We start from the raw sequence: 19,849 nt of genomic DNA, 5'->3' as shown, positions 1-19,849 counted from the left end.
AGTATCGCGCCCTGATCACCGATCGGCACCCTCGGGACTACTGCTATGAGTCCGCCAGGGCCCCGGTGAGTGCCTGGACCGTCTGGTTTGATCATGTGATGCCGTAGAGGGCGAGGACACGCGGGCGTTCGATGTGGGCTCGTCGTCCGGCGGCGGTGTTGACGTAGCCGGCGAGCTTGAGCGTGCTGCGGATCAGGTCGCGGAGGGCACGGACGGCCGCACCGTGGGACTGCAACTGGGCGGGCGCTGGACCGATGGCACCGGCGCCACAGAGAACGCGCTGTGCTTCGATGGCCGCATCACCAGGATCGGCCGCGAAATGCGGTGTCGCTGGTCCATGGTCGGCCCGCTGGCTCCCTGGGCGAGGCTGATTCCCGGCGGGAAGCGCGGATGTGCGCCGTTAGAGCGCGCCCGATCAGGGCAGTGGGCCTCATGACGATCTTGGAACACCGTGGAAGGTGAGTGCCGCACATGACGATACCCATCCGACGTCCTGGACCGACCCGCCGAGGCACCTTCAGTCTGAGACAGACGTCGCTCTGGTTTGCCCTCACCGGTACGGTGATCAGCGGATGCGGTCTGATGATCAAATCCCTCTTCAGGGTCTGGGGTATGGCGGGGGCGTTCGCGGGCATCTGGCTGATCGGTACGTTCCTGGTCTTCCTGGGACTGTGGGGTGGGCGCCGCAGGAAAGTCGGGCGGCTTGCCGCCGAATCCGCCCCGGAAGCAACGCGACCGACCGATGGGTCGTACGACTTCGCGTCGATGGACCCCGAGGCGTTCGAATGCGCGATCGCCGCTCTCTGCGAGCGCGATGGCTGTACCGAGGTTCAGGTGGTGGGCGGTGCGGGGGATCTGGGCGCGGATGTGCTGGGCATTGCGCCCGACGGACGGCGCATCGTCATCCAGTGCAAGCGGTACGGCCCCGTCAACAAGGTCGGGTCGCAGGACATGCAGCGTTTCGGAGGTACGTGCTTTGCCGTCCACGACGCCCAGATCGCGGCCGTGGTGACCACGGGGGAGTTCACCGGCCCGGCCGAGGAGTACGCCGAGCAGTGCGGCATCCTCTGTCTCGACCAATCCGTGCTGACGGCCTGGGCCCAAGGCCTGACCTCCCCGCTGTGGGCCTCGAACGACTCGCGTTGACTCGCGGCTCCTCGGCGTGGTGAAGGTCGCCGCCCTCGCCGGCGAGCACTTCCGCGGCGGCTGGGTCAAGGGCGATGGTGATCCTCTGGCGGTGTGGACGGCGACCGAGGCTCCCGAGAGGTCCTCCGGTGCCTCCCGCCGGGACCGCTACGGTCAGCCGGTGCGCACCGCGGTGATGGTGAAGCGTTCGACTTCGGCGACGTGCCCGCCGGTGGAGGCGACGACCGTGAGCACCGGGTCCCGAGCGCCGGAGAACGGGACGGTCACCTGCCAGGGCTGCTTGTCACCGCCCGCCGATGTGCAGCACGGCGAGGTGCCGAGCGGCCCGGTCGACGATGGCTGGCGCACCTGAACGCGGATGCTCTCGTCGACTCCGGAGATCCGGCCGCCTGTCCTCAACGGTGAGCGCGCGAGTGATCCGTATACGGGCGTGCTGAGAGAGAACGTCGTGTCGTCGGTGCCCACGACCTCCCACGGGGCGTTCGGGCCGGTGCCGAACCGCACGAGGTGGATCACTGCCGCGGTGCCGCCTTCGGTCCCCGTCGGTGCGACGCCGATGCGGGCGTGCCGACCGCTCACGGTACGCGAGGTGATCCGGTCGATCTCGGTGAAGTCCAGGTAGTCGCGAGTGAAGGAGAGCGCGGTGTCGGCCGGGTCGAGATGCCAGGGCTGGTGGCCGCTGGACGCGTAGGAACGTTCCCACGCCTGGGCCTGGGCGAGTGTGCTGAACGGCCACACGGGCTGGAGGCCCGATGAGCCCAGTGGTGGCGAGCTGCCGGGGCCGGGTGTTGCGGGGCCCTGTGTGGTCGATGACGTGGCTGACGGCGATGACGGTGTGACGCCGGTGCCCGTCGCTTCGGGGGTCGTCGATACGGCGGACGGCGATTCCGGCGTGCGCGCGGCCCCGCCCGAGCCGCTGCAGGAGGCAAGCATCAGGCCGGCCAAGGTGGTTGCCGCGAGGAGCCGAAACGGTAGCCGGATGTCCATGGGACCCCCAGGAGAGGTGAAGCCGACCGCCGATCGGCCCGTCCGGGCCATCGTCTCACCGGTCCGGCTCGTGTCACAGGGACCGCGTTGCGGTTCGCCGGATCAGCTGGACGGTCGATCGGATGTACGGGCACGCGGTCTCGGCTGCCTCCGGAACGGGTCGGCCGTGCCGGCTTCGCGATGCCGCCGGTCCGTCTCCCTGCAGAAAACCTCAGATCGCCGTGTCGCGGCCCCCGGGTTCCTCCCGCGACACCGAGGCAGCACCACTCGGGAAACGGTGCGGCCCGGGCGGCTGGCGAGCTCGACTCGCCGCCCGTGCGCAACGGTCACCGCGTGCGCGATGCCGAGGCCCAGGCCGGTGCCCCCGGTACTCCGTACCACTGGTTGACCGACACGGTGGGAGCCGCACTGCTCGGAGCGGGGGCGGCGATCGGCACCGCCGTGGTCTTCGACCTGGTGGGCGAGCGAGGCCGAAGGCAGTCGCCCTCCGCCGAGACCTTGAAGGAAGCGCGGTGAGGCCTGCGCTTGTGACACGGGATCACCGCCCGTCGTCCACACGCGGAGAGCCGACCCTCGCCGGAGCCAGGCTGCCCGGCCGACTGCCGGATCCTGCCGCCCCGCTGCTCCGGCGCCTCGGCTCCACCAGGACAATGGCATCGTATGAGCTCCCAATCGCCGTCCGGGCCGCTGAGTCGGCTGTTCCGTGCCGCCAGGGCGTACCCGCGCCGTGCACCTCTCACCTTCGCCTATGTCTGCCTGCTCCTGAGCGGACATGCCTGGCTCGGGTATGGACTCTCGGACGAACGGGCAGTCGCCCTGCTCGACTTCCTCAGCACCAACCCCGACAACCTGCGTGATCATCCGGTGGCGGCGCTGCTCGGCAGCGCGCTGTTCTTCGACGGCACGCTCACGGACGTCGCTTCACCGGACTTCATCGGCACCCTGATCACCTTGGGCCTCGGCGTCGGCGGCTTCCTGGCCTGGGCTGAGTGCCGCTGGGGCACGCTGCGTGCCGCGGCCGCCTTCCTCGGCGGACACATCGCGGCCACCCTGCTCACCGCCGTAGTGATCATCGTCGCACTGCGGCAGGACTGGTACCCGACCGCGGTACGGCAGGCTTCGGACTACGGCGTCAGTTACGGCGCCCAGACGGTGTTGGCGCTCGGCATACTGGCCATGCCGCGGCGGTACGGGCTTCCGTGGGCTGTGTTCGTACTCGCCTGGCCCATCGGGGGCCTGGAATGGATGGGGCCGCTGCCGGACTTCACCACTATCGGCCACATCGTCGCGGCACTCATCGGCTTCGGAATCGTCATCGTCTCGCGACTCGTGCGGTCACGGTCCCAGGAAGCGGGGCCGTCGTCTGCCCCTCACAGCGTCGTGCCGGACTCGGATGGACCGGGCTCGGACCGCGGCCCGGACCTGGCGTCACCCGCAGCGGAAACAGACAGCCCCTCCCCGCCGGCCGCGCCCACCGTGCAGCAGGCAGGTAGCCCGCGGCACTCCTGACCGACCGACGCGCCAGGAGCGGGGGCGGGCGGGTCGGAGTCTCGGGGGAAGTCTCCGATGAGCCGAGCGCGGTGTGGCCGAGGGTCGATTGTCGGGTTCGTCCACCGGACACCCCGGTTACCCTTCGAACGAAATTCGAACGCAAGTTCGCGTGTAGGCAAGGGGGGTGTCTCCGCGCATACTGAGCTGCGATGACAAAGAGACCTGCGCCCCGGCGCCACATGCCCACAAGCCCGTTCAAGGCTCCTGCTGAGCCACCCCTCAAGCACTTCGCGCCCGGGGATCGCGTCTCGCACGACCGGCACGGCCTCGGGAGGGTCGTCGCCATGGAACCGGCGAGTGAGACGGCCGTTGTCGACTTCGGTACGTACCAGGTCCGGATCGTCACCCCCTACAGAGGGATGCACAAGCTCTGACCCGCGCCGCCGTCCGACCGAGACGCATAGGCGCGTACCGCCCTCCACCTGAAGGCCCCGCCGGGGCGCTTCCTCGGCGAGCCCGAATCCTTCCGGGAAGTCTTCCCGGAACTCCCGCGGGCTGGATCGGACTCCGATTCGACCATTGCTCCGATCAACACGATCGCAGGTGTGCGGGCGTGCTGAGAGGATGCGGCCATGGAACCCTCGAAGACCATCCAGGAGCTGTGGAACCGCACGCAGGCACGGGACTGGGCGGGTGTGGCGGACCTGCTCGCCGCCGTTGTCGTCGTCGATTGGCCGGTCAGCGGTGAACGGATCCCGCCGCCAGGACCGCGGCACGAACCGTCGCAGAACCCCGGTCGCGATCGGCGGCCGCACCGAGGAGGCGTGGGTGGGCTTCACGGGTGCGGCTTCCCGCCTCGGTCGGTCAGGGCAGGACCTCGATGTACCCGTCGGTTCCGTGCACGCGGATCCGTTGCCCGTCCCGGATCAGTCGGGTTGCCTGATCCACGCCCACGACGGCCGGCAAGCCGTACTCCCGGGCGACCACAGCGCCATGGGTCATCAAGCCGCCCACCTCAGTCACCAGGCCGGCGATTCCGACGAACAGTGGTGACCAACTGGGGTCCGTGAAGGTCGTGACCAGGATGTCGCCCGCTTCGAGGTCGGCGTCCGCCATGTCGAGGATGACTCGCGCCCGGCCCTCGATGGTCCCGGCGGAAACAGGGAGGCCGATCAGGGCGCCGGCAGGTACGTCGTCGCGCCGGTACGCCCCGGTGATGGCCTCCCCATCCGACGTGAGAACCCGGGGTGGCGTGAGCGCGTGGTACGCGCGGAACGCCTCCTTGCGCTGCCGGACGAGCCGGTGATCCACCTGGTTCGAGCGAACGACGTCGTGGAATTCCTGGAACGTGAGATAGAAGGCGTCCTCCTGCTCGGCAAGCACACCGGCCCGCACGAGGCGCGCGGCCTCCTCCAGCAGGGCCTGCTTGTAGACGAAGTAGCGGCTGACGATGCCGTACTTGGGGTACTCCCGGTACCCGATGAAGGTTCGGACCCGGTCGATCATTCGCTTCGCCTCGTCGGCCTTCCGATCCCCGTCGGGCAGGTCCCGCAGGCGCGACAGCACCTCCTGTTCCTTCATCCGCGCCGTCTGCCGCCCCGACTCGAAGCGCCGCTCGGCGGCGCCCGGCTCGAAGGTCCTGATGTGGTCGAGGATCACGGGCACGAGCGTGGTGGGCCGCTCGCGCCAACGCGGCCTTGTGATGTCGATCTCGCCGACGCACCGCATTCCGTACCGGTCGAGGTAGGCCTCCAGGGCGTCACGCGCTTCCGTCCCACCGACCGGCTTCGCCAGTTCGTCCAGGAAGCCCTCGTCCTCGACGCCCTGCAGGAACGCCACCACCTCCGGCCATGGGCGGATCACGTCCGCGACGTCGAGCAGGTCCAGTCCCATCTCGGACGTGACGTTGCCGGGGGCGGACAGCGTGAGTGTGTCAGCGGCGTTCTTCTCGCCCAGCCATTCCTGCAGCTTGTCGTTGAGCCACCAGGTGGCTTCCATCCCCGCCATGATCGCCTGAGTACTCAGCGGATCGCCGAGGACACGCTTGTGTTCCTCGAAGGCCTCGAGCAGGAAGTCGAACAGCTCCGTTCCGGTCTTCGTCCGGATGCCGCGTTCCAGAGCCGCGATGGACACCCGGCTGCGCTCGACCAACTCAGCGACGATGGCCGGATCGGTCTCGATCGGGGTGGACACTCCCGCAGATCGTGGCTCGCCGGGCCCGGCTTCCGGGAGCGACGGGACGAAACCGTCGTGGTCGAGGACGGCTTCCAGCGCATCCCTGATCAGCGGATCGCCTTTCCCTATCGCGTCCAGGAGGTCTGCTCGGCTCGCGGGTGCGGACAGTCGCCGGGTGACGTCGACGAAGAGCCTTCCGCCGGCCTCGTGCATCGGCACCATGGTCGTCAGCTGCCACATGGAGAGCCCGAGGGGCTTCATGGGGTCGGTCATCATCTGGCCGTGGCCAACGGAGACGTATACGTGGTTCTCCTGGTCGCGGGCCTCGGGGACGGGGAACAGCGTCGTGATCGGACGGCTCTGGACGATCCGGAAGTCGTCATCGACCAGGCACCACTCGATGTCCTGGGGGCGGCCGAAGTGCGCTTCGATCCGCCGTCCGAGCCGCACGAGCCGTACGGCCTGCGCATCCGTGAGCGCCGGCTGCTCCTGGCGCTGCGGGTCGATCGCCACTACCCGCGTACCACCGTCCGGCAGGGCGTGAACGGCATGCCGCTTGGCGGCGATCGCCCTGGCGACGACAGCACCGTGTCGCACCGTGAAGACGTCCGGGTCCACCCTGCCGGATACGACGGCCTCGCCGAGGCCGAACCCGGCGTCCACGGTGGCGACCTTCCGGTTGCCGGTGACGGGGTCGGCCGTGAACAGGGTTCCGGCCGCATGCGGGACGACCATCCGCTGTACGACCACGGCCATGCGGACCGTGCGGTGATCGATGCCATTCCGCCGGCGGTAGGCCACGGCTCGCTCGGTGAACAGCGAGGCCCAGCACCGGCTGATGTGCCGGAGAACCGCCGTCGGCCCCAGGACGTTCAGGTAGGTGTCCTGCTGACCGGCAAAGGATGCCGTCGGAAGGTCCTCTGCCGTCGCGCTCGACCGGACGGCGTAGGCGGTGTGCTCACCGTGCGGGGCGAGCGCGCCGCTGATCGCTGCGGCCAGATCGGCTGGGATGGCAGTTCCTTCGATGGTCCGACGAATCAGCTCGCTGAGAGTGCGGATCGCCTCCCGGTCGTCGGGGTTCAGGCGCGACAACCGTTCGAGGCTGTCGCCGATCGACGGCGCCTCCGCCACGACCCGACGGAAGGCGTCCGTGGTCACACAAAAGCCGCCGGGCACGCGGATGCCTTCGATCCGCGAAAGCTCGCCCAGGTGGGCGGCCTTGCCACCGACGACAGCGGCGTGCGTGCCGGCGATCTCTCGGAGATCCAACACGTACGCATCAGTCATGGGCGGTACCTCCGAAACAGCCGTGCTCCGTTGCACGGGGGTGGTCGATCGAATCACCGGCGCCTCCGGTTCCGGCGCCCAAGCTCTGTGGCTTCCAGTTTCGAGGCCTCTCACCGCGGCGAGTCTCTTGCCGAGCACGTCCTCATCCTTCGTCGCCTTCTCCCTGACGAGTCGGCGGGCCGCTCCGCCCGACCGGGCGGAGCGCACTCCCGCACCCCGCGCGGGCGCCGAAACACCCGCGACCTCCTTGCCGACCCACCACGGTTCGATGTGACCACGGCCCGCGTGCGTCGACAGCAGCACTTGCGAGCCGTGCCCCCACTGTCGCTGTTTGTGGTGTCGGTCGACGATTCTGCGGCGTGACCCGGGTCTTGCGGCAAGCCCCCCGGCGCGCTATAAGTTGAAGACGGCAAGGAGGAAGCGCCCTCCTTGCCATTGCCATTGCCCTCCGCTGGGACCGACGACGGGACCCGACGAGCGCGCGGGGCCGCGGTCCCGGACGAACCGTGGGGCCACGCCCGGATCAAGCCCCTGCGCCCTGGAACCGTCCGCGTCACATCGACTCCACCCGGCGGACACGAGTGCGCCTCAGTCTGCGAACCCGCTTCTGATCCCGAGACGGGATGCTCGGTGCTGAGTACCGGTGGAGGAGAACGGCTCCCGCCGTGGGCGGGAGCCGCGGGCGTCAGATGTGTGTCCGGCGCCGACTGGTGTGTCCTGCTTCGCGATGGCTGAGCCGCATGAGGGCAAGGACCGTGTCGAGGTCGTCGCCTTGGCGCGGGTCGTCGGCCATGCGATTGCGACGGCGTATGCCGCAGCCGGTGCATTGGTGGACGATCATGTAGCCCTTGGCGGAGTGGTGCTCGACGGCGATCGGGCGCATGAGCGCGCGACAGTCTTCGGCACGGTCTCCAGGCGAGATGTCCACGTGCAGCGAGTGCAGGCAGTGCGGGCAGTGGTTGCGGTAGCTTCCGTTGACCAACGCCACGACCACCCCGCCGCAATTCTCGCAGGTGAAGCCGGTGGGCATGCCCGCGCCCAAGGAGGCCATCGACCAGGCGCTCGCATCCGTTCACCTGGTGAAGGACAATCGCATGGCCGCGCAGCGCATCAAGACGAACCTTGAAATCCTCAAGCGCGAGACCCGTGTGACCGACACCGAGGTCGTTCGGGTGCCCGCTCCCTGCACACGCGGTGCGGAAGAAGGCGAGCGTGGGTGCCACGGTGATGCCGCGACTGAAGCGCATGGGTACCGATGGGATTCCGGTACCGGATTCGGTACGCGAGTACGGGCAGCAGAAGGAGCTCAGGCTGCACCGCGACGGTCCGCGGTCCGCGGTCCGGGACGAGGCCATGACCAGTGCGTACGTAACCGGCGCGGTCAACGGCATCCTGCTCGGGCGGGACCGCTATCTGGCTCCCCGGCAGTGAGGCCCGCTGATCGACGGCAAGGACGTGTTCACTGAGGCGGTGACAGCCGCGTACACGAAGGCCGGCATGAAGGTCTCGTATATCGACGACTGGTACACGTACCACCTCGGCGCGGGCGAGGTGCACGGCGGTACGAACACCCTGCGGGACGCATCCTCCGCCTGGTGGCGGTCCTCGTAGGTTCGGACAGGTTCGTGCCAGGGCCGCATCGCCTTCGCCTTGGCGGGAGCCCTGGTCTCGGACTCGAAGCGGTCATGGGCGGTGGCATCACACCGGGGCGGTTCCACGCAGCGGAGCGCACCCACCGGATGGCGTCACCGACCTGGGACGCGCATTGGGTGGCGGGACCTTCTCAGAACGGTGCGGGGCACGGAGTGAAAGCGGCCGAGACATCCCCGACGAGGGCGGGGTCAGAGGGGTTGAGCGCCATGACGGGAGCGCCGGGCGCCAGGTCGAAGTGGTCGAGCTCGGCCCACAGCAGGTTGGGACTGGTGGCCAGTTCGAGGAAGTAGCGCTTGCCCGTGAGATCGCAGATGGTGCGGTACTCGGTGTTGTAGGTCGCGAACCGCCCCGACCGGTAAGGCGCGCCGAACGGGACGGAGGCATTGCGGGTGACGGCCAGGAGGGCGGCGACCGACTGCTGTGCGTCGGCTGCCTCGGGCAGCAGCGAGCTGAAGTAGGCGGCGCGCTGGAAGCGGTCGACCGGGTTGACATTTCCCGGGAGGGGCAGTTCGCTGTCGGGCTCGTCGTGGCCGAGCTCCCGCAGGGTGTTCACCTGCTCCTCAAGCAGGCGGAGTTGCTCGGCGTAGGCGGGTGCGTTCGTCATGATCGTGTACGTGCGACCGTGATGTACCTGCCATTCCCCCGCGATGCACTCGATGATCGCCGAGTCTCCGAATCCGTCCTCCAATGCCACATGGACCGTGGCAGCGAAGCCCCGCAACCCGACCGTCACCAGTTGGAAGGTGCCGAGCAGGTCCAAGGCCTCGTCGACGCTCCCGGCGCAGTCCAGCAGGTACTGGATCCAGAGGGCGATCTGGAGACCAGGACGGTCCGCATCGCGGGGGCCGGGGTCACTGTCGTCCAGATAGAGCATGTGCGCCGCCAAGCCGGCTTCGTTGATTCCGTCGGCCGTGCCCGCGCCGTAGACCGTCGTCACCAGGCTGCCGTAGTCGCTCGTCCACAGCAGGGGGTTGTCGGCGACCACCGTGGTGCCTGCCAGTTTGCCGCCGTCGCGCTTCAGCCCCTGGGGAAAGACGGTCAGGACCGGCTCGGTCGACTCCGGCCAGTCCATCGTGCGGCCGGTGAGAACGGCGCGGCCGTTCGTGTTCCACAGAATCCGCGTGCACATGACTCGTCCCTCTCGTGTGCGTCCCTTGTTGAGCCCAGGCACCGGAGGGCCATCGTGCCTCCGGACGACCCCGCGCCGCCTGTGCCTGTGCCTGTGCCTGTGCCTGTGCCTGAAGGATTGCCACCAGCCGGTATGCCTGCCACCTCACTGGGCGGAAGATACCTTGATCAGCCCTGTCGGGGCAGCGGCGTACGGTCCCGGCGCCGTGTGCCGATTCGGTGGGGGAGTGGGCCGGTCGTCCCGCGGGGCCGGTGCCGGACTGCCAGCGCGTCCTCCTGGTGCCCGGCGGCCTCGCGGGACACGCGCTAGTCATGCCGCGCCAGCGCCTCGCAGACCAGCGGTACCAGCACGCAGACAGCGGCCAGGACCGCGGCTCGCACATCCTCCAGCAGACCGCGGCCGGCTCGGAAGACCGGGCGAGGCTCAGCGGCAGAGGACATGGTGACGGCCTCCGTGTAACGCCCGAGGCCGGCGGCCTTCACTCGGCGGGACTGCGGGGCAGCCCGCCGAGCAGCGCACCCGCCGAGCAGCAGACCCGTGCTCGCAGGGCCCCCGGCGTGGCCATATGGGCCGACCTTGTGGCCGCGCGGGTGGTCGCCGCCGCTGCGGTCGAGGAAGGCATCGAGGGAGCGCGCGGTGAAGGATGCCGTGCACCGCACTCGCCTGAGGGCTGCCCCGTAGTCCGCGGTGGATCAGAGCGCGGCGTCAGATGTATGGGGTCTCCCCGGCCCTTGGGGCCGAGGGGACGCAGCGCAAGGCGGAGGGTCGCCCTCGTACTGGGCGTATTCGGGCGTTCGAGAACGCAGCGTGGGGGCACCTCCCGGCGAAGCCAGGGGAGTGCCGTAGCTGTCGCCGCGCGCCCGCCGGGGATTACGGGACAGCCCTCAATCTCCAAGGGTGTCGTTTCAGCGGAAGATGTGGACGTGCTCCTCGGCCCAGTCGTCGAACGTGCGTGGAGGGCGGCCCGTCAGATCGGTGATGCCGGGGCGCTGGTCGAGCGTCCACTGTGTGAGTTCATCGAGGCGGAGGGTGTATTCACGGAGCGCGAAGAGGGTGACCTCGATGCCATCGTCCGGCCAACCCTGCTCGCGCCAGGCATCACGGCAGGCTTCCGGAGCGAGGTCGACGGCGGTGATCGGGCGGCCCATGGCCCGGCCGATGCTCTCAAGGCGGTCGCGGGTCGCCAGTGGGGGCCCGACTGCTTCCAGGACCGCACCCACGTGGTCGGTGCTACGGAGCGCCGTCGCCGCAACGGCGGCCAGGTCCTCCTCGTGGACGAAGGGGTAGTGGCCGGTGTCGATGAACGCCTCGCGGACTGCCGCTTCGCGTCGCACGGTCTCCGGCCAGTCCGATCCCGTGGCCGGATAGGTACCTTCCAGGACCGCGCCCATCACCGCGGACGGACGGATGTGAGTCCACTCCATCCCCGACGCCTCGACGGCCCGTTCGACGGCCAACCAGAACCAAGTCTCCGGCGGGTAAGCCTCCTCGTACTCGGGCCCATGCGACGAGAGGGTGACGATCCGCCGTGTACCGGCCGCGCTGGCGAGGCCGAGGGCGTCCCGGACGCTGGCTGGTACCGCGCCCGCCAGGAAGAGGGTGTCCGCGCCGACGAAGGCCTCGGCCCGTTCCGTGGGCCGGGTGACAGAGCCTTCGAGCACCTCGGTGCCGACGGGCCAGTCCGCCACCTGCTCGGGCTCGGCCAGGACGCGGACGCGGTCACCGGCCGCGAGCAGGCACCGGGCGAGACGTCGGCCCACCACCCCGGTGGGGCTGCTGCCCGCACCCTTCCGAGCCTTCACGGCGGTCAGCAGATGCAACGAAGACGGGGCCCGCATCGAGTTCGCATCGGGGGCAGGCAGAAGGCCGGGCATGGCAAGCACCTCCGGTACAGACAACGGAGATCTTGCGCCAACTCCCTGTCGGGAGAGTGGTTGCGGATCCGGAGCGCCAAGAGTAGCGATGATGACGGAGGAGGTACAGAGCCTTTCCAGCCCCTGAGTGCCTGTTTCTGATCCCGGGGCGTCAGTCAACGCTTGGCACAGACACGCCCAGGGCGTGCCGATCCGATCGTTGGATGCTGTGGAGTCGGTCTAGAAGGCTGCTGAAAATCTTGTTGTGGGGGCGGTCCGCCGGTGGCGGGGCCGCCCTCCGTGCTTCACGGTGTGGCCGGGGTCAGGGTCCAGGTGCCGTCGGCGGCCACTTCGAGGCCGAGGTTGACGAGCCGTCGGAGGTTGAGGGCGGCGGCTCGGTTGCGGAGCCAGGTGTCGTTCTTGAGGGTGCCGAGGTAGCGCAGTCTGCGGTTGCCTTTGGTGGTCAGCCAGGCGATGCCGCGTTCGACGGGTGGCCGCCAGCGGCGGTAGGTGTCTTTCCAGGCGGGGTCGGTGGCCTGGGCACGGGCGTCGGCCAGGCGCTGGTGCTGGGGGTGGACTTGCAGGACGCGGCCGGTCTTGGAGGTGGTGCAGCGTTCGCGCAGCGGGCAGCCGGCACACAGCTTCTTGAACTGAGCCTGCCGCAAGCCGGTCTTCCGGGGCTTGCCGAGGGGGACGATGTGCCCGGCAGGGCAGGTGACCTGGCCGTTCTCGGTGTCGATGTGGAAGTCGTCGCTGGTGAAGCCGCCGGGCACGGCCGCGCGAAGCGGGGGTGGTTTGAGGACGGCGTCGTGGCCCTGCTGTTCGAGGTGGTCGCGCAGGTCGGCGGTGCCGTAGGCGGAGTCGCCGAGCACCTCGCACGGCTCGTCCTCGGCGGCGAGGAGGTCCTCGGCGATCTTCGCCTCGTGGTTCTCGGGGCCGCAGCCCGCGGCGAGGGCGACCTCGGTGAATAAGCCGGTCTCCGGCTCGACGGCGACGTGGCCCTTGAAGCCTTCCTGGTGGCGGGTGCGGTTCTTGTGGATGTGCCTGGCCTCGGGATCGACGGTGGACACCACGCGGTCGCGGACGGTCCCCTGGGTGATGCGCCAGCGCCCGTCGCGCCCGTCGGAGCCCTCGGCGGGCTCCACATCCTGGCCCGCGACCAGCGCCAGCAGGCCGACCGCGTTCGCGGCCCGCTCGCCCAGCTCCTGCTCGGGCAGGCGGCCCAACAGGTTGAGCGCGTCCGTGACCAGCGCGTCCACCAACCCGGCGCGGGCCTGCTCGTCGTCCCAGGCGATCTTCGGCTTGCCCGGGTCGGTGTAGTCGTGAGCGGTGCAATGCCCGGCGGCGACGCGGCCGGCGCCGGGGACCTCGCGGATCACCCGGCGGATCGCCGAGATCAGCTGGGTGACCGTGTCCTGGGTGGCCACCGCGTCGTCGAACACCGTGGAGTCCAGCGCGCGGCGCCGCTTCCCGCGCAGGATGCCGGTGGCGGCCACGACCTCCTTGACCCGGGTGAAGATCCGCCCCGGATCCGAGGACCGCTGCAGGCGGCGCCGGAAGTAGGTCAGCAGCGACGGGTCGAACGCCGTGTCGTTCAGCCCCAGTCCGCACGCCGCCTTCCACCGCAGGTCGCACCGCAGCTCCAGCACGGTCTCCACATCCGAGGTCCCGAACAGGCTCTGCAGCACCACCGCCGTCGCCAGCACCTGCGGCGGCAGGCTCGGCCGCCCGTTGGCCGAGGGGTACATGTCCGCGAACATCTCCGGCGGCAGCAGCCGCTCGCGGTGCTCGGCCAGGAACGCGAACACACTCCCTGCCGGGATCAGCTCCCGGCAGGTCTCCCACACATCCGGCCCGACCGTCTCCCCGGCCCATTCCCCCTGCACACACAGCAGTCTGGCCCCGCGGGGCCACCCGCGGGGCCCAAACCCGAGATTTTCAGTGATCTTCTAGCGACAACTCCCTCCCGGTACCGGGAGGGAGAACGTTTGATCTATAAATGCCTGGAGCGGGGCGCGGGTGGTCCTGCGGCAAAGATCTCTAACGGGTGGGATCTATCGGGCGTGCATCACCACTATCAGATCAGGAACGTGCCATGAGAGTGCCGACAAGAGGCCGAATATCCGGTTTGGCCAAGGTCGCATTCATTTGCGCCGCACTGACGGTGGCGGGGTGCACCGCCGAAGGTGATGTCGAGACGGTAAGCGGGATGACCCCGGAGGCAAGCGCCTACCTGACTTCCGCGCTGGATGTGATGGAGAAGCACTCCCTCGTCACAGCAGACGTGGACTGGCCAAAGGTCCGTCGGAACGCCGTTGCTCGTGCCCAGAAGGCACAGACACCTGCCGAGACCTATGGGGCGATCCGGCAAGCGTTGAGAGACCTAGACGACCGGCACAGCACCTTTTTCGACCCCCAGGAAGCGTCCCAAGCCCTGAATGCGCCGGCTGACGACCTGATGCTCCCCGAAGGCCGCCACCTCGCGGGCGCCATCGGCTATCTGACGCTCCCGCCAGTGCCGTCCGACCGTGTTGCAGCCCCGTACGTCCGCGCGGCGCGTTCGACCGTCAGCGCGCTCGACGAACAGGGCACCTGCGGCTGGGTCATCGACATGCGGAGCAACAGCGGCGGAGACATGTGGGGGCCGCTTGCCGCCGTGGGGCCTATTCTCGGCGACGGGACGGTCGGCGAAGCTGTCTACGCAGACGGCGAGAAGGCTCCATGGACGATCGAGAACGGCACACCCCGCCAGTACATTGACGAATGGGGCTCCCCTCCGTCTCTCGCACGGCCAATGCCGCCGGTGGCCGTGCTGACCAGCGGGAGGACCGCGAGTGCCGCGGAGGCAGTCACCATCGCGTTCCGAGGCCGGCCCAACACCCGCACGTTCGGGCAGCCGACCGCCGGTGTCCCGACCGCGAACGCCCCGTACGAGCTCTCCGACGGCGCGCTGGTCATCTTGACCGTGGCCCGCGAAGCTGACCGGAACGGGAACCTTTACAGCGGGCCCATCGCCCCCGACGTAAATGTCCCGGTTACGGGCGGACACGACCAAGTGTTGACGACGGCTACGGACTGGCTCAGAACTCAAGACGGCTGCCGCAAGGCTCCGTGACTACCGAGTGCTGGGCCTTGAACCCGGCTTTCGCGCCAGGTGATGCCGACGTCACCGTGCGATCGGAGCGGGATGTCGGGCAGAGGCGGTTCAGGCTCTTGTTCCCCGAGTGAGACGTCTGGTCATGAGGGTGATCGCGGCCCAGGTGATCAGGGTTTCGGAGTGTTGGACGAGTCGTTCGTAGTCGCGTGCGTGCCGGCGGGCGTGCATCATCCAGGCCCAGGTCCGTTCGACGACCCAGCGACGCGGCAGCACGATGAAGCCTGAGGAGTCCTTCGGGCGGCTGACGGTCTTGATCGTGAGCCCGAGGTGCTTCTTCGCCCAGGTCACGAGCTTGCCCGCGTAGGCAGAGTCTGCCCAGACGATGGTGATCTCCGGGTGCATGAGGCGGAGGCGGAAGAGGACTTCCTTGGCCGCGTGGCTGTCGTGAAGGTCGGCGGGAGTGACCATCACGAACAGGGGAAGGCCGCGAGTGTCGACGATGAGGTGCCGCTTGCGACCGTTGATCTTCTTGCCCGCGTCGTAGCCGCGGGAGTCCTTGCCGACGGTCTCGGCGGTCTTGACGGACTGGGAGTCGATCACGGTAGCGACCGCCCTTGGGCCTTTGCCCATGTCGCGGCGGATCCGCCCGGCGAGGTGGTCACGGATCTGGCCGATCACGCCGCAGGCGGCCCAGCGGGCCATGAAGCCCCAGACGGTCCGCCAGGGCGGGAAGTCGGCGGGCAGGGCCCGCCATTTGCAGCCGGTGTCGACGACATAGCGGATCGCGTCGACGATCTCGCGACGGGGATGCTTCTCCGGCCGGCCGCCGGTCGGAGTGTCGCAAGCCGGGGTCGGCAGCAGCGGTTCGATCAGGGCCCACTCGGCGTTCGACATGTCCGAGGGATAGCGGCGGCGACGCATCACGGTGTCCTTCAGGCCCCGGCTTCCCCTGCTTCCGGCCGGTCGGCCGGAAGCAGGGACTCACGGTTCAGGCGGTGGCGATGAGGTCGAGGGTGGATTCGATGGAGTTGAGCTGGGCGACGATGTGACGTACCCATTTGTCGTTCGGATGGGCGGCGGCGTGTGGGGCGACCGTGCCGGTGATGAACCGGCGGAACTCGGTCAGCTTCTCGTTGACCACCGCCCGCTCGTATGCCTCCAGGGCGGCCCGCTCGGCGCCGAGCTGATAGCCGTTCTCCCTGGTCCAGATCAGCGGCGGCCAGCCGTTGGAGGCGATGACGTCGCGTAGACAGGCCAGCCCGGCGCGGACCTGACTCGGGGACAGTTCGCTGGCGCGGACCAACTGAGGAAACACCAGCCCCGCGGGCCGGGCCTCGAACAGGACGAACCGGAGGGTGTCAGCATGCCGCTGCGCGGCTTCGCCCCGGCGCCGTGAGGCGCGGGGCATGACTACTGGCCCTGCAGCAGACGGGCGAGCTCGTCGTCCATGTCGACCTTGCCGGTGTCGACGGCGGTCTCGATCCAGTCGAGCGTCGCCCGTACTTTCGCGACGTTCCCGTGCACGATCGTGCGCTCGTCCTCGTCGAGCGTGCGGTCCCGCAGGCCAGGAACGGCCCGACCGGCCGCGGCGACGAACGAGTGGCAGGCGGTGACCAGGTCCAGGAACTCCACGGTCCGGTCGATGTGACGGACCGCCGGGGCCACCGGGCTGGTGTCCTCGAAGCGCTCGCGGGCTTGCCGGGACCGCTCGACCTGGGCATGGTTGACCTGGAAGCGGGCGGTGTCGTCGCTCATCGCCTTGAACGCGACGTCCGGCCTGCGCAGCAGGTTCGTGGCCGCAGTGGTGGCCACTTGCTCGTCGCGGGTGAACTCCTCCACCACCCGGGCCTTATCCACCGTGGTCACCTTGGCTGTCACCTCGGGTCGCTTCAGGAAGTCGCTGGTCACCGCCGCGGCGACCTGGTCGTCCTGAGCGAGCGTGTGGATCGCGGTGATCTTCTCCTTCGGCGTCACCGGTGTCTCGACCCGGTTCCCGACCCGTCGGCTGGCGTCGTCCGGCGTCCACCGGGCCTTGCCCCCAGGCGGTGTGAGGATCGCGGCGAACCGTTCCTGATCGTTCTCGATGTAGGCCAGGATCCGGTGAACGGTGTAGGAGACGCCCTTCTGCCGACGGCCAGCCGGCCAGCGCGAGGACGTCCACCTCGCCGACTTCACTGTGCTGAACTTCAGGCCGATGTCCTCGGCCAGCCGCGTGAGCGTCGTGGTCACCGACCACTCCGGGTCCACCGCTTGGTGGCCGCCCGGCTCCCTCATCGGCTCAATCTCCAGGGCGCGGTCCCCGATCGTGAACTGCCCGCGCGTCTGCTGTTCCACCACGTCCCGCAGCTCGGACACGATCTGCTCGTACCGCCGCTGGGAAACACTTCCGATCTTGTCGATCTCCTCCGGCATGGCTTTCACCACCCATGCGCGGGCCGGGGCACGGCACCTCTCGCCGTGACGGGACAGGGCCCGCTTCCTTCAGCCGAGAGTCAGACCGCAAATCGGAAGATCACAACGATTGACTGCAAATGACCGTCTGGTGACTGAAGTCGGACTCAGGATGCGTTCGCGATACGGTCACTGTGACCGTTCGCCGAACAGTTCCTTCCGGGCCCTCCAGGCCCTCACCTTGCACCGCGTCGAGCAGTACACGGCCGTCGACCTCCGGTCGACGCCAGCCACCCAACGGGCCCCGCACTGAGGGCACTCGACCTCGCCCGAACCGTCCCGCACCGCCGCCAGACGCTTGCGCAACCGCCGCTCCGTACGCCACTGCCTGGCACGACACGCCGACGAGCAGAACACCGCCTGCGGCCTCGCCCCCGGCCTCAACCGGTCGCCACAAGCCCGACAGTTCCTCTCCCCGGCCCGCCCGGTGCTCTCGGACACCACGCCAGCGATAGGACCCAAGGCTACTCAGAACCGGGGCTCAGAAACAGGCACTGAGGGATGGGCCCGGACGCAGCGCCCGGGGGCGGTAGGTCACTGCGCGGAGACCCCCGCTCCAGGTGGTCGAGGCACGGCAGTCACTCGAACGGAGCGCGGGTTCGGCGGCGCGGACCTGGGTGTCGACGCGGCGCCATGACGCCCTCGGGGACGAGAACGGGACGTCCGTTCGGCTGCTCCGGCCGCAGCCCATCCCCGCCAGAAAGCGACAGCGGCCTGTGTCCCGGTGGTCGGGGTGCTGCCGAGGTCGGCTTGGAGGATGGCTCCGGTGGCTGCACTCCCTGGCGCACCGGCCAGTTGACATGTGGTGTCGAAGGCGCCCGAGTCCGAGCCGACCGGCGTGTGCTCCGGATTGCGCGCTGCGATGGCGGCGAGCGGAGCCGAGAGCGGCCCGCTGCCGGCCCCGGAGAGAGGAGGCGTCGGTCGCCCCGATTCGCCGATTCCTGTAGCGGCCGGTCCGTCCACCATGCCGGGGATGCCCGGTAGGGCTCGGTCCGATGCCATACGCCGTTCACCGTGACGTGGCGCGCTCCGGGCATGTCGGGCCTAACCGGCGGGGGTACCGGAGCTGGGACGTCAACGGACTGGGGTAGGGGCGATGATGACGCAGGCCGCATCGGACGACACCTCGGTTACGGAAGCCGACGAGAGCGCGGTGCATGGCGGCCGGCCGACCAGACCGCTCGTGCGCGGACTGGCCGTGCTGCTGGCCTTCGCCGGGACCGTGGCGTTCAGCGTGGTCCTTGCCCGGCTCACGCTCGAGCCTTCGGCGGCCTCGGAGGCACTGACCCACAGCAACCTCCGTCCCGGGGACTCCATACGTGAGTACATCGGCCAGCCCGCGTTCCTCGACACGGTCGGACAGCTCGGTGGCAACGTGCTGCTGGGTGTTCCCTTCGGCGTACTTCTGCCGGTGCTCCTGCCGAAGGCGCGGGGTCTGCTGCGGGTGGCGGCGGTGACTGCCCTCGTCATGATCCTGGTCGAGGTGGCCCAGGGTACGCTGATCACCGGCCGAGCCTTTGACATCGACGACGTCATCCTCAACACCACGGGTGCGCTGCTGGGCTGCCTGTTGCTCGGGCGGCGCCCCGTCCGCGCAGGCGTGTCCTGTGGCAGCCCGTAGCGCAGCGCCTCACCCCGTTGGACTCGCCGCCGCCCCGCGAGGTTGTACGTCTGGGAGCCGCGGATCGGAGCATGCGTTGCTCCCCAGGACCGCGCCCATGCCATGAGCGTGGTGATCGCCTCCGTCGGAATGCTCCTGCTCCACGAACGGGGCATCAGGCTCTGAGGGCGCGGCCCTTGGATCGCGCGCCCACGTCGCCGTCGTCGCTCCCGGTCGCCGATGCCCGGCGCTGAACAGCGACACCCCGAGGGGCGGCCGTCGTGGTCCGCACCTGAACCGTGGCACGTCCCCACCAGGGCGAATCCGGAACGGGGCTCGCCAGGCCGCTCATCCATCCGCGTCCAACGCTCGGCCGTCGAGCGGGCAAGAAGCCGGCATCCTTCCCCCGCCCCGATCAAAACCAGGCCTGGCCAGCGGAAAACAAACGATCATGGGCGGTTGGGGTGTGGCTCTCAAGAGAGTTGATTTTTCATCAAATTCCGCTGTTGACAAGGATCTTGACAATGACAATGAGGGGCGCGAATGATGAGCGCGCTCCGCCGTGGTGGCCACCACCTGGCGCCGGGCACGCCGTTACGGCAGTACGGCCGGGGGGACGCCCGCGCTGCCGCGGAGATGTCGTTGACATCGTGACGCGCACCGCGAAAACGACCGAAGCGGAGCGATCTGGGGGGGGCGAAGCATGGCGGGAACGACGAAGACGTCGGCAGGGCAGACACGCGCCGGTGCCGCCTCGGACCGTGCACGCGCCGTACTGGCGGTCGGCGCCGGTACGGCGGGGGTGGCGATCGTGCCCACCGGGGGCGACGGCAGGTGCCACCGGCCCGGCGGAACCGCGGCGGGGCCGTCACTCCCGCAGGCGGTCCAAGGGCCCCTTCACCGGGCCACGGCCCAGCGGCGGCAGCCGACCGCCGCACCGGTCGGTCCGCGCACGCCGCTCAACGGTGGGGACTAGGCAC

General features: G+C 69.2%; 21 protein-coding genes and 1 pseudogene. 11 read left to right on the top strand and 11 right to left on the bottom strand.

Features of this window, described 5'->3' with window-relative positions:
• Nucleotides 1-91 precede the first annotated feature (91 nt).
• Entirely contained in the window at nt 92-235 is a 144-nt protein-coding gene (locus tag V1460_RS18480) for a hypothetical protein (RefSeq protein WP_407077659.1), read from the bottom strand.
• Here V1460_RS18480 and V1460_RS18475 point away from each other — a divergent pair.
• Nucleotides 224-436 carry a DUF2804 domain-containing protein gene (locus V1460_RS18475; protein WP_407077485.1) on the top strand — a complete coding sequence of 71 codons (213 nt, stop codon included), beginning with the start codon at nt 224-226 and terminating at the stop codon, nt 434-436. The two genes, V1460_RS18480 and V1460_RS18475, sit on opposite strands and share 12 nt — an antisense overlap.
• Nucleotides 437-582: 146 nt before the next feature.
• Nucleotides 583-1,146 carry a restriction endonuclease gene (locus V1460_RS18470; protein WP_338674750.1) on the top strand — a complete coding sequence of 188 codons (564 nt, stop codon included), beginning with the start codon at nt 583-585 and terminating at the stop codon, nt 1,144-1,146.
• Nucleotides 1,147-1,299: 153 nt separating this feature from the next.
• On the opposite strand, the gene V1460_RS18465 is transcribed toward V1460_RS18470, so the two are convergent.
• On the bottom strand, nt 1,300-1,884 hold the full coding sequence (locus V1460_RS18465) for a hypothetical protein (protein ID WP_338674749.1): 585 nt from the start codon (nt 1,882-1,884) through the stop codon (nt 1,300-1,302).
• Between the two features lie 582 nt (nt 1,885-2,466).
• Between V1460_RS18465 and V1460_RS18460 the strand changes: the two genes are divergently transcribed.
• From V1460_RS18460 to V1460_RS18450, 3 genes are all read left to right on the top strand, one after another.
• Nucleotides 2,467-2,649 (top strand): hypothetical protein, encoded by a 183-nt coding sequence (locus V1460_RS18460; protein ID WP_338674748.1) that lies wholly within the window; start codon nt 2,467-2,469, stop codon nt 2,647-2,649.
• A gap of 144 nt (nt 2,650-2,793) precedes the next feature.
• The gene (locus tag V1460_RS18455; RefSeq protein ID WP_338674747.1) at nt 2,794-3,642 is read left to right on the top strand and encodes a rhomboid-like protein; all 849 of its coding nucleotides are present in this window, start codon (nt 2,794-2,796) and stop codon (nt 3,640-3,642) included.
• A 191-nt stretch (nt 3,643-3,833) separates the two neighbouring features.
• Nucleotides 3,834-4,058 (top strand): hypothetical protein, encoded by a 225-nt coding sequence (locus tag V1460_RS18450; RefSeq protein WP_338674746.1) that lies wholly within the window; start codon nt 3,834-3,836, stop codon nt 4,056-4,058.
• Nucleotides 4,059-4,488: 430 nt separating this feature from the next.
• Here V1460_RS18450 and rph read toward each other — a convergent pair whose 3' ends face one another.
• Together rph and V1460_RS18435 are read right to left on the bottom strand one after the other, a co-directional pair.
• Nucleotides 4,489-7,086, bottom strand: a complete 2,598-nt coding sequence (gene rph / locus V1460_RS18440; protein ID WP_338674745.1) for a rifamycin-inactivating phosphotransferase — start codon at nt 7,084-7,086, stop codon at nt 4,489-4,491.
• Nucleotides 7,087-7,771: 685 nt separating this feature from the next.
• Complete coding sequence (locus tag V1460_RS18435; RefSeq protein ID WP_407077484.1) at nt 7,772-8,137, bottom strand: RNHCP domain-containing protein; 366 nt, start codon at nt 8,135-8,137, stop codon at nt 7,772-7,774.
• Between V1460_RS18435 and V1460_RS36435 the strand changes: the two are divergent.
• The 3 genes and pseudogenes from V1460_RS36435 to V1460_RS36425 all read left to right on the top strand — a co-directional run.
• Nucleotides 8,115-8,207 (top strand): annotated as a pseudogene (locus tag V1460_RS36435) (hypothetical protein); the annotation flags it as partial. The gene V1460_RS18435 and the pseudogene V1460_RS36435 sit on opposite strands and share 23 nt — an antisense overlap.
• Before the next feature lie 91 nt (nt 8,208-8,298).
• A complete protein-coding gene (locus V1460_RS36430) occupies nt 8,299-8,517 on the top strand; it encodes a hypothetical protein (protein WP_407077658.1) in 219 nt (72 codons plus the stop codon).
• A 39-nt stretch (nt 8,518-8,556) separates the two neighbouring features.
• Nucleotides 8,557-8,697: a protein-arginine deiminase family protein gene (locus tag V1460_RS36425; protein WP_407077483.1), complete on the top strand. Its 141-nt coding sequence runs from the start codon at nt 8,557-8,559 to the stop codon at nt 8,695-8,697.
• Between the two features lie 172 nt (nt 8,698-8,869).
• On the opposite strand, the gene V1460_RS18425 is transcribed toward V1460_RS36425, so the two are convergent.
• From V1460_RS18425 to V1460_RS18410, 4 genes are all read right to left on the bottom strand, one after another.
• Nucleotides 8,870-9,868, bottom strand: coding sequence for a linear amide C-N hydrolase (locus V1460_RS18425; protein ID WP_338674743.1), 999 nt, complete (start codon nt 9,866-9,868; stop codon nt 8,870-8,872).
• Between the two features lie 305 nt (nt 9,869-10,173).
• Entirely contained in the window at nt 10,174-10,527 is a 354-nt protein-coding gene (locus V1460_RS18420) for a hypothetical protein (protein WP_338674742.1), read from the bottom strand.
• Nucleotides 10,528-10,773: 246 nt separating this feature from the next.
• Entirely contained in the window at nt 10,774-11,742 is a 969-nt protein-coding gene (locus V1460_RS18415) for an NAD(P)H-binding protein (RefSeq protein ID WP_338674741.1), read from the bottom strand.
• 284 nt (nt 11,743-12,026) lie between these two features.
• Nucleotides 12,027-13,607: an IS1182 family transposase gene (locus V1460_RS18410; protein WP_338671414.1), complete on the bottom strand. Its 1,581-nt coding sequence runs from the start codon at nt 13,605-13,607 to the stop codon at nt 12,027-12,029.
• A gap of 242 nt (nt 13,608-13,849) precedes the next feature.
• Between V1460_RS18410 and V1460_RS18405 the strand changes: the two genes are divergently transcribed.
• On the top strand, nt 13,850-14,836 hold the full coding sequence (locus V1460_RS18405) for a S41 family peptidase (protein ID WP_338674740.1): 987 nt from the start codon (nt 13,850-13,852) through the stop codon (nt 14,834-14,836).
• A gap of 90 nt (nt 14,837-14,926) precedes the next feature.
• Here V1460_RS18405 and V1460_RS18400 read toward each other — a convergent pair whose 3' ends face one another.
• From V1460_RS18400 to V1460_RS18390, 3 genes are all read right to left on the bottom strand, one after another.
• Nucleotides 14,927-15,739: an IS5 family transposase gene (locus V1460_RS18400; RefSeq protein ID WP_338674739.1), complete on the bottom strand. Its 813-nt coding sequence runs from the start codon at nt 15,737-15,739 to the stop codon at nt 14,927-14,929.
• Nucleotides 15,740-15,806: 67 nt separating this feature from the next.
• A complete protein-coding gene (locus V1460_RS18395) occupies nt 15,807-16,226 on the bottom strand; it encodes a RacP protein (protein ID WP_338674738.1) in 420 nt (139 codons plus the stop codon).
• A 2-nt stretch (nt 16,227-16,228) separates the two neighbouring features.
• The gene (locus tag V1460_RS18390; protein ID WP_338674737.1) at nt 16,229-17,230 is read right to left on the bottom strand and encodes a DUF6192 family protein; all 1,002 of its coding nucleotides are present in this window, start codon (nt 17,228-17,230) and stop codon (nt 16,229-16,231) included.
• 1,138 nt (nt 17,231-18,368) lie between these two features.
• On the opposite strand from V1460_RS18390, the gene V1460_RS18385 reads away from it, so the two are divergent.
• Together V1460_RS18385 and V1460_RS18380 are read left to right on the top strand one after the other, a co-directional pair.
• Nucleotides 18,369-18,890, top strand: coding sequence for a VanZ family protein (locus tag V1460_RS18385; protein WP_407077624.1), 522 nt, complete (start codon nt 18,369-18,371; stop codon nt 18,888-18,890).
• A 682-nt stretch (nt 18,891-19,572) separates the two neighbouring features.
• On the top strand, nt 19,573-19,845 hold the full coding sequence (locus V1460_RS18380; RefSeq protein ID WP_338674736.1) for a hypothetical protein: 273 nt from the start codon (nt 19,573-19,575) through the stop codon (nt 19,843-19,845).
• Nucleotides 19,846-19,849 lie beyond the last annotated feature (4 nt).

The organism is Streptomyces sp. SCSIO 30461 (assembly GCF_037023745.1).
Taxonomy (GTDB): domain Bacteria; phylum Actinomycetota; class Actinomycetes; order Streptomycetales; family Streptomycetaceae; genus Streptomyces.
This window is presented reverse-complemented; position numbering and strand designations above follow the sequence as displayed.

Bases quoted from the DNA above. Each gene is read 5' to 3' on its own strand.
- V1460_RS18470 (WP_338674750.1), top strand. From the start codon at position 583: ATGATCAAATCCCTCTTCAGGGTCTGGGGTATGGCGGGGGCGTTCGCG.
- V1460_RS18455 (WP_338674747.1), top strand. From the start codon at position 2,794: ATGAGCTCCCAATCGCCGTCCGGGCCGCTGAGTCGGCTGTTCCGTGCC.
- V1460_RS18450 (WP_338674746.1), top strand. From the start codon at position 3,834: ATGACAAAGAGACCTGCGCCCCGGCGCCACATGCCCACAAGCCCGTTC.
- rph (WP_338674745.1), bottom strand. From the start codon at position 7,086: ATGACTGATGCGTACGTGTTGGATCTCCGAGAGATCGCCGGCACGCAC.
- V1460_RS18435 (WP_407077484.1), bottom strand. From the start codon at position 8,137: ATGGCCTCCTTGGGCGCGGGCATGCCCACCGGCTTCACCTGCGAGAAT.
- V1460_RS18425 (WP_338674743.1), bottom strand. From the start codon at position 9,868: ATGTGCACGCGGATTCTGTGGAACACGAACGGCCGCGCCGTTCTCACC.
- V1460_RS18415 (WP_338674741.1), bottom strand. From the start codon at position 11,742: ATGCCCGGCCTTCTGCCTGCCCCCGATGCGAACTCGATGCGGGCCCCG.
- V1460_RS18400 (WP_338674739.1), bottom strand. From the start codon at position 15,739: ATGCGTCGCCGCCGCTATCCCTCGGACATGTCGAACGCCGAGTGGGCC.
- V1460_RS18395 (WP_338674738.1), bottom strand. From the start codon at position 16,226: ATGCCCCGCGCCTCACGGCGCCGGGGCGAAGCCGCGCAGCGGCATGCT.
- V1460_RS18390 (WP_338674737.1), bottom strand. From the start codon at position 17,230: ATGCCGGAGGAGATCGACAAGATCGGAAGTGTTTCCCAGCGGCGGTAC.
- V1460_RS18385 (WP_407077624.1), top strand. From the start codon at position 18,369: ATGACGCAGGCCGCATCGGACGACACCTCGGTTACGGAAGCCGACGAG.
- V1460_RS18380 (WP_338674736.1), top strand. From the start codon at position 19,573: ATGGCGGGAACGACGAAGACGTCGGCAGGGCAGACACGCGCCGGTGCC.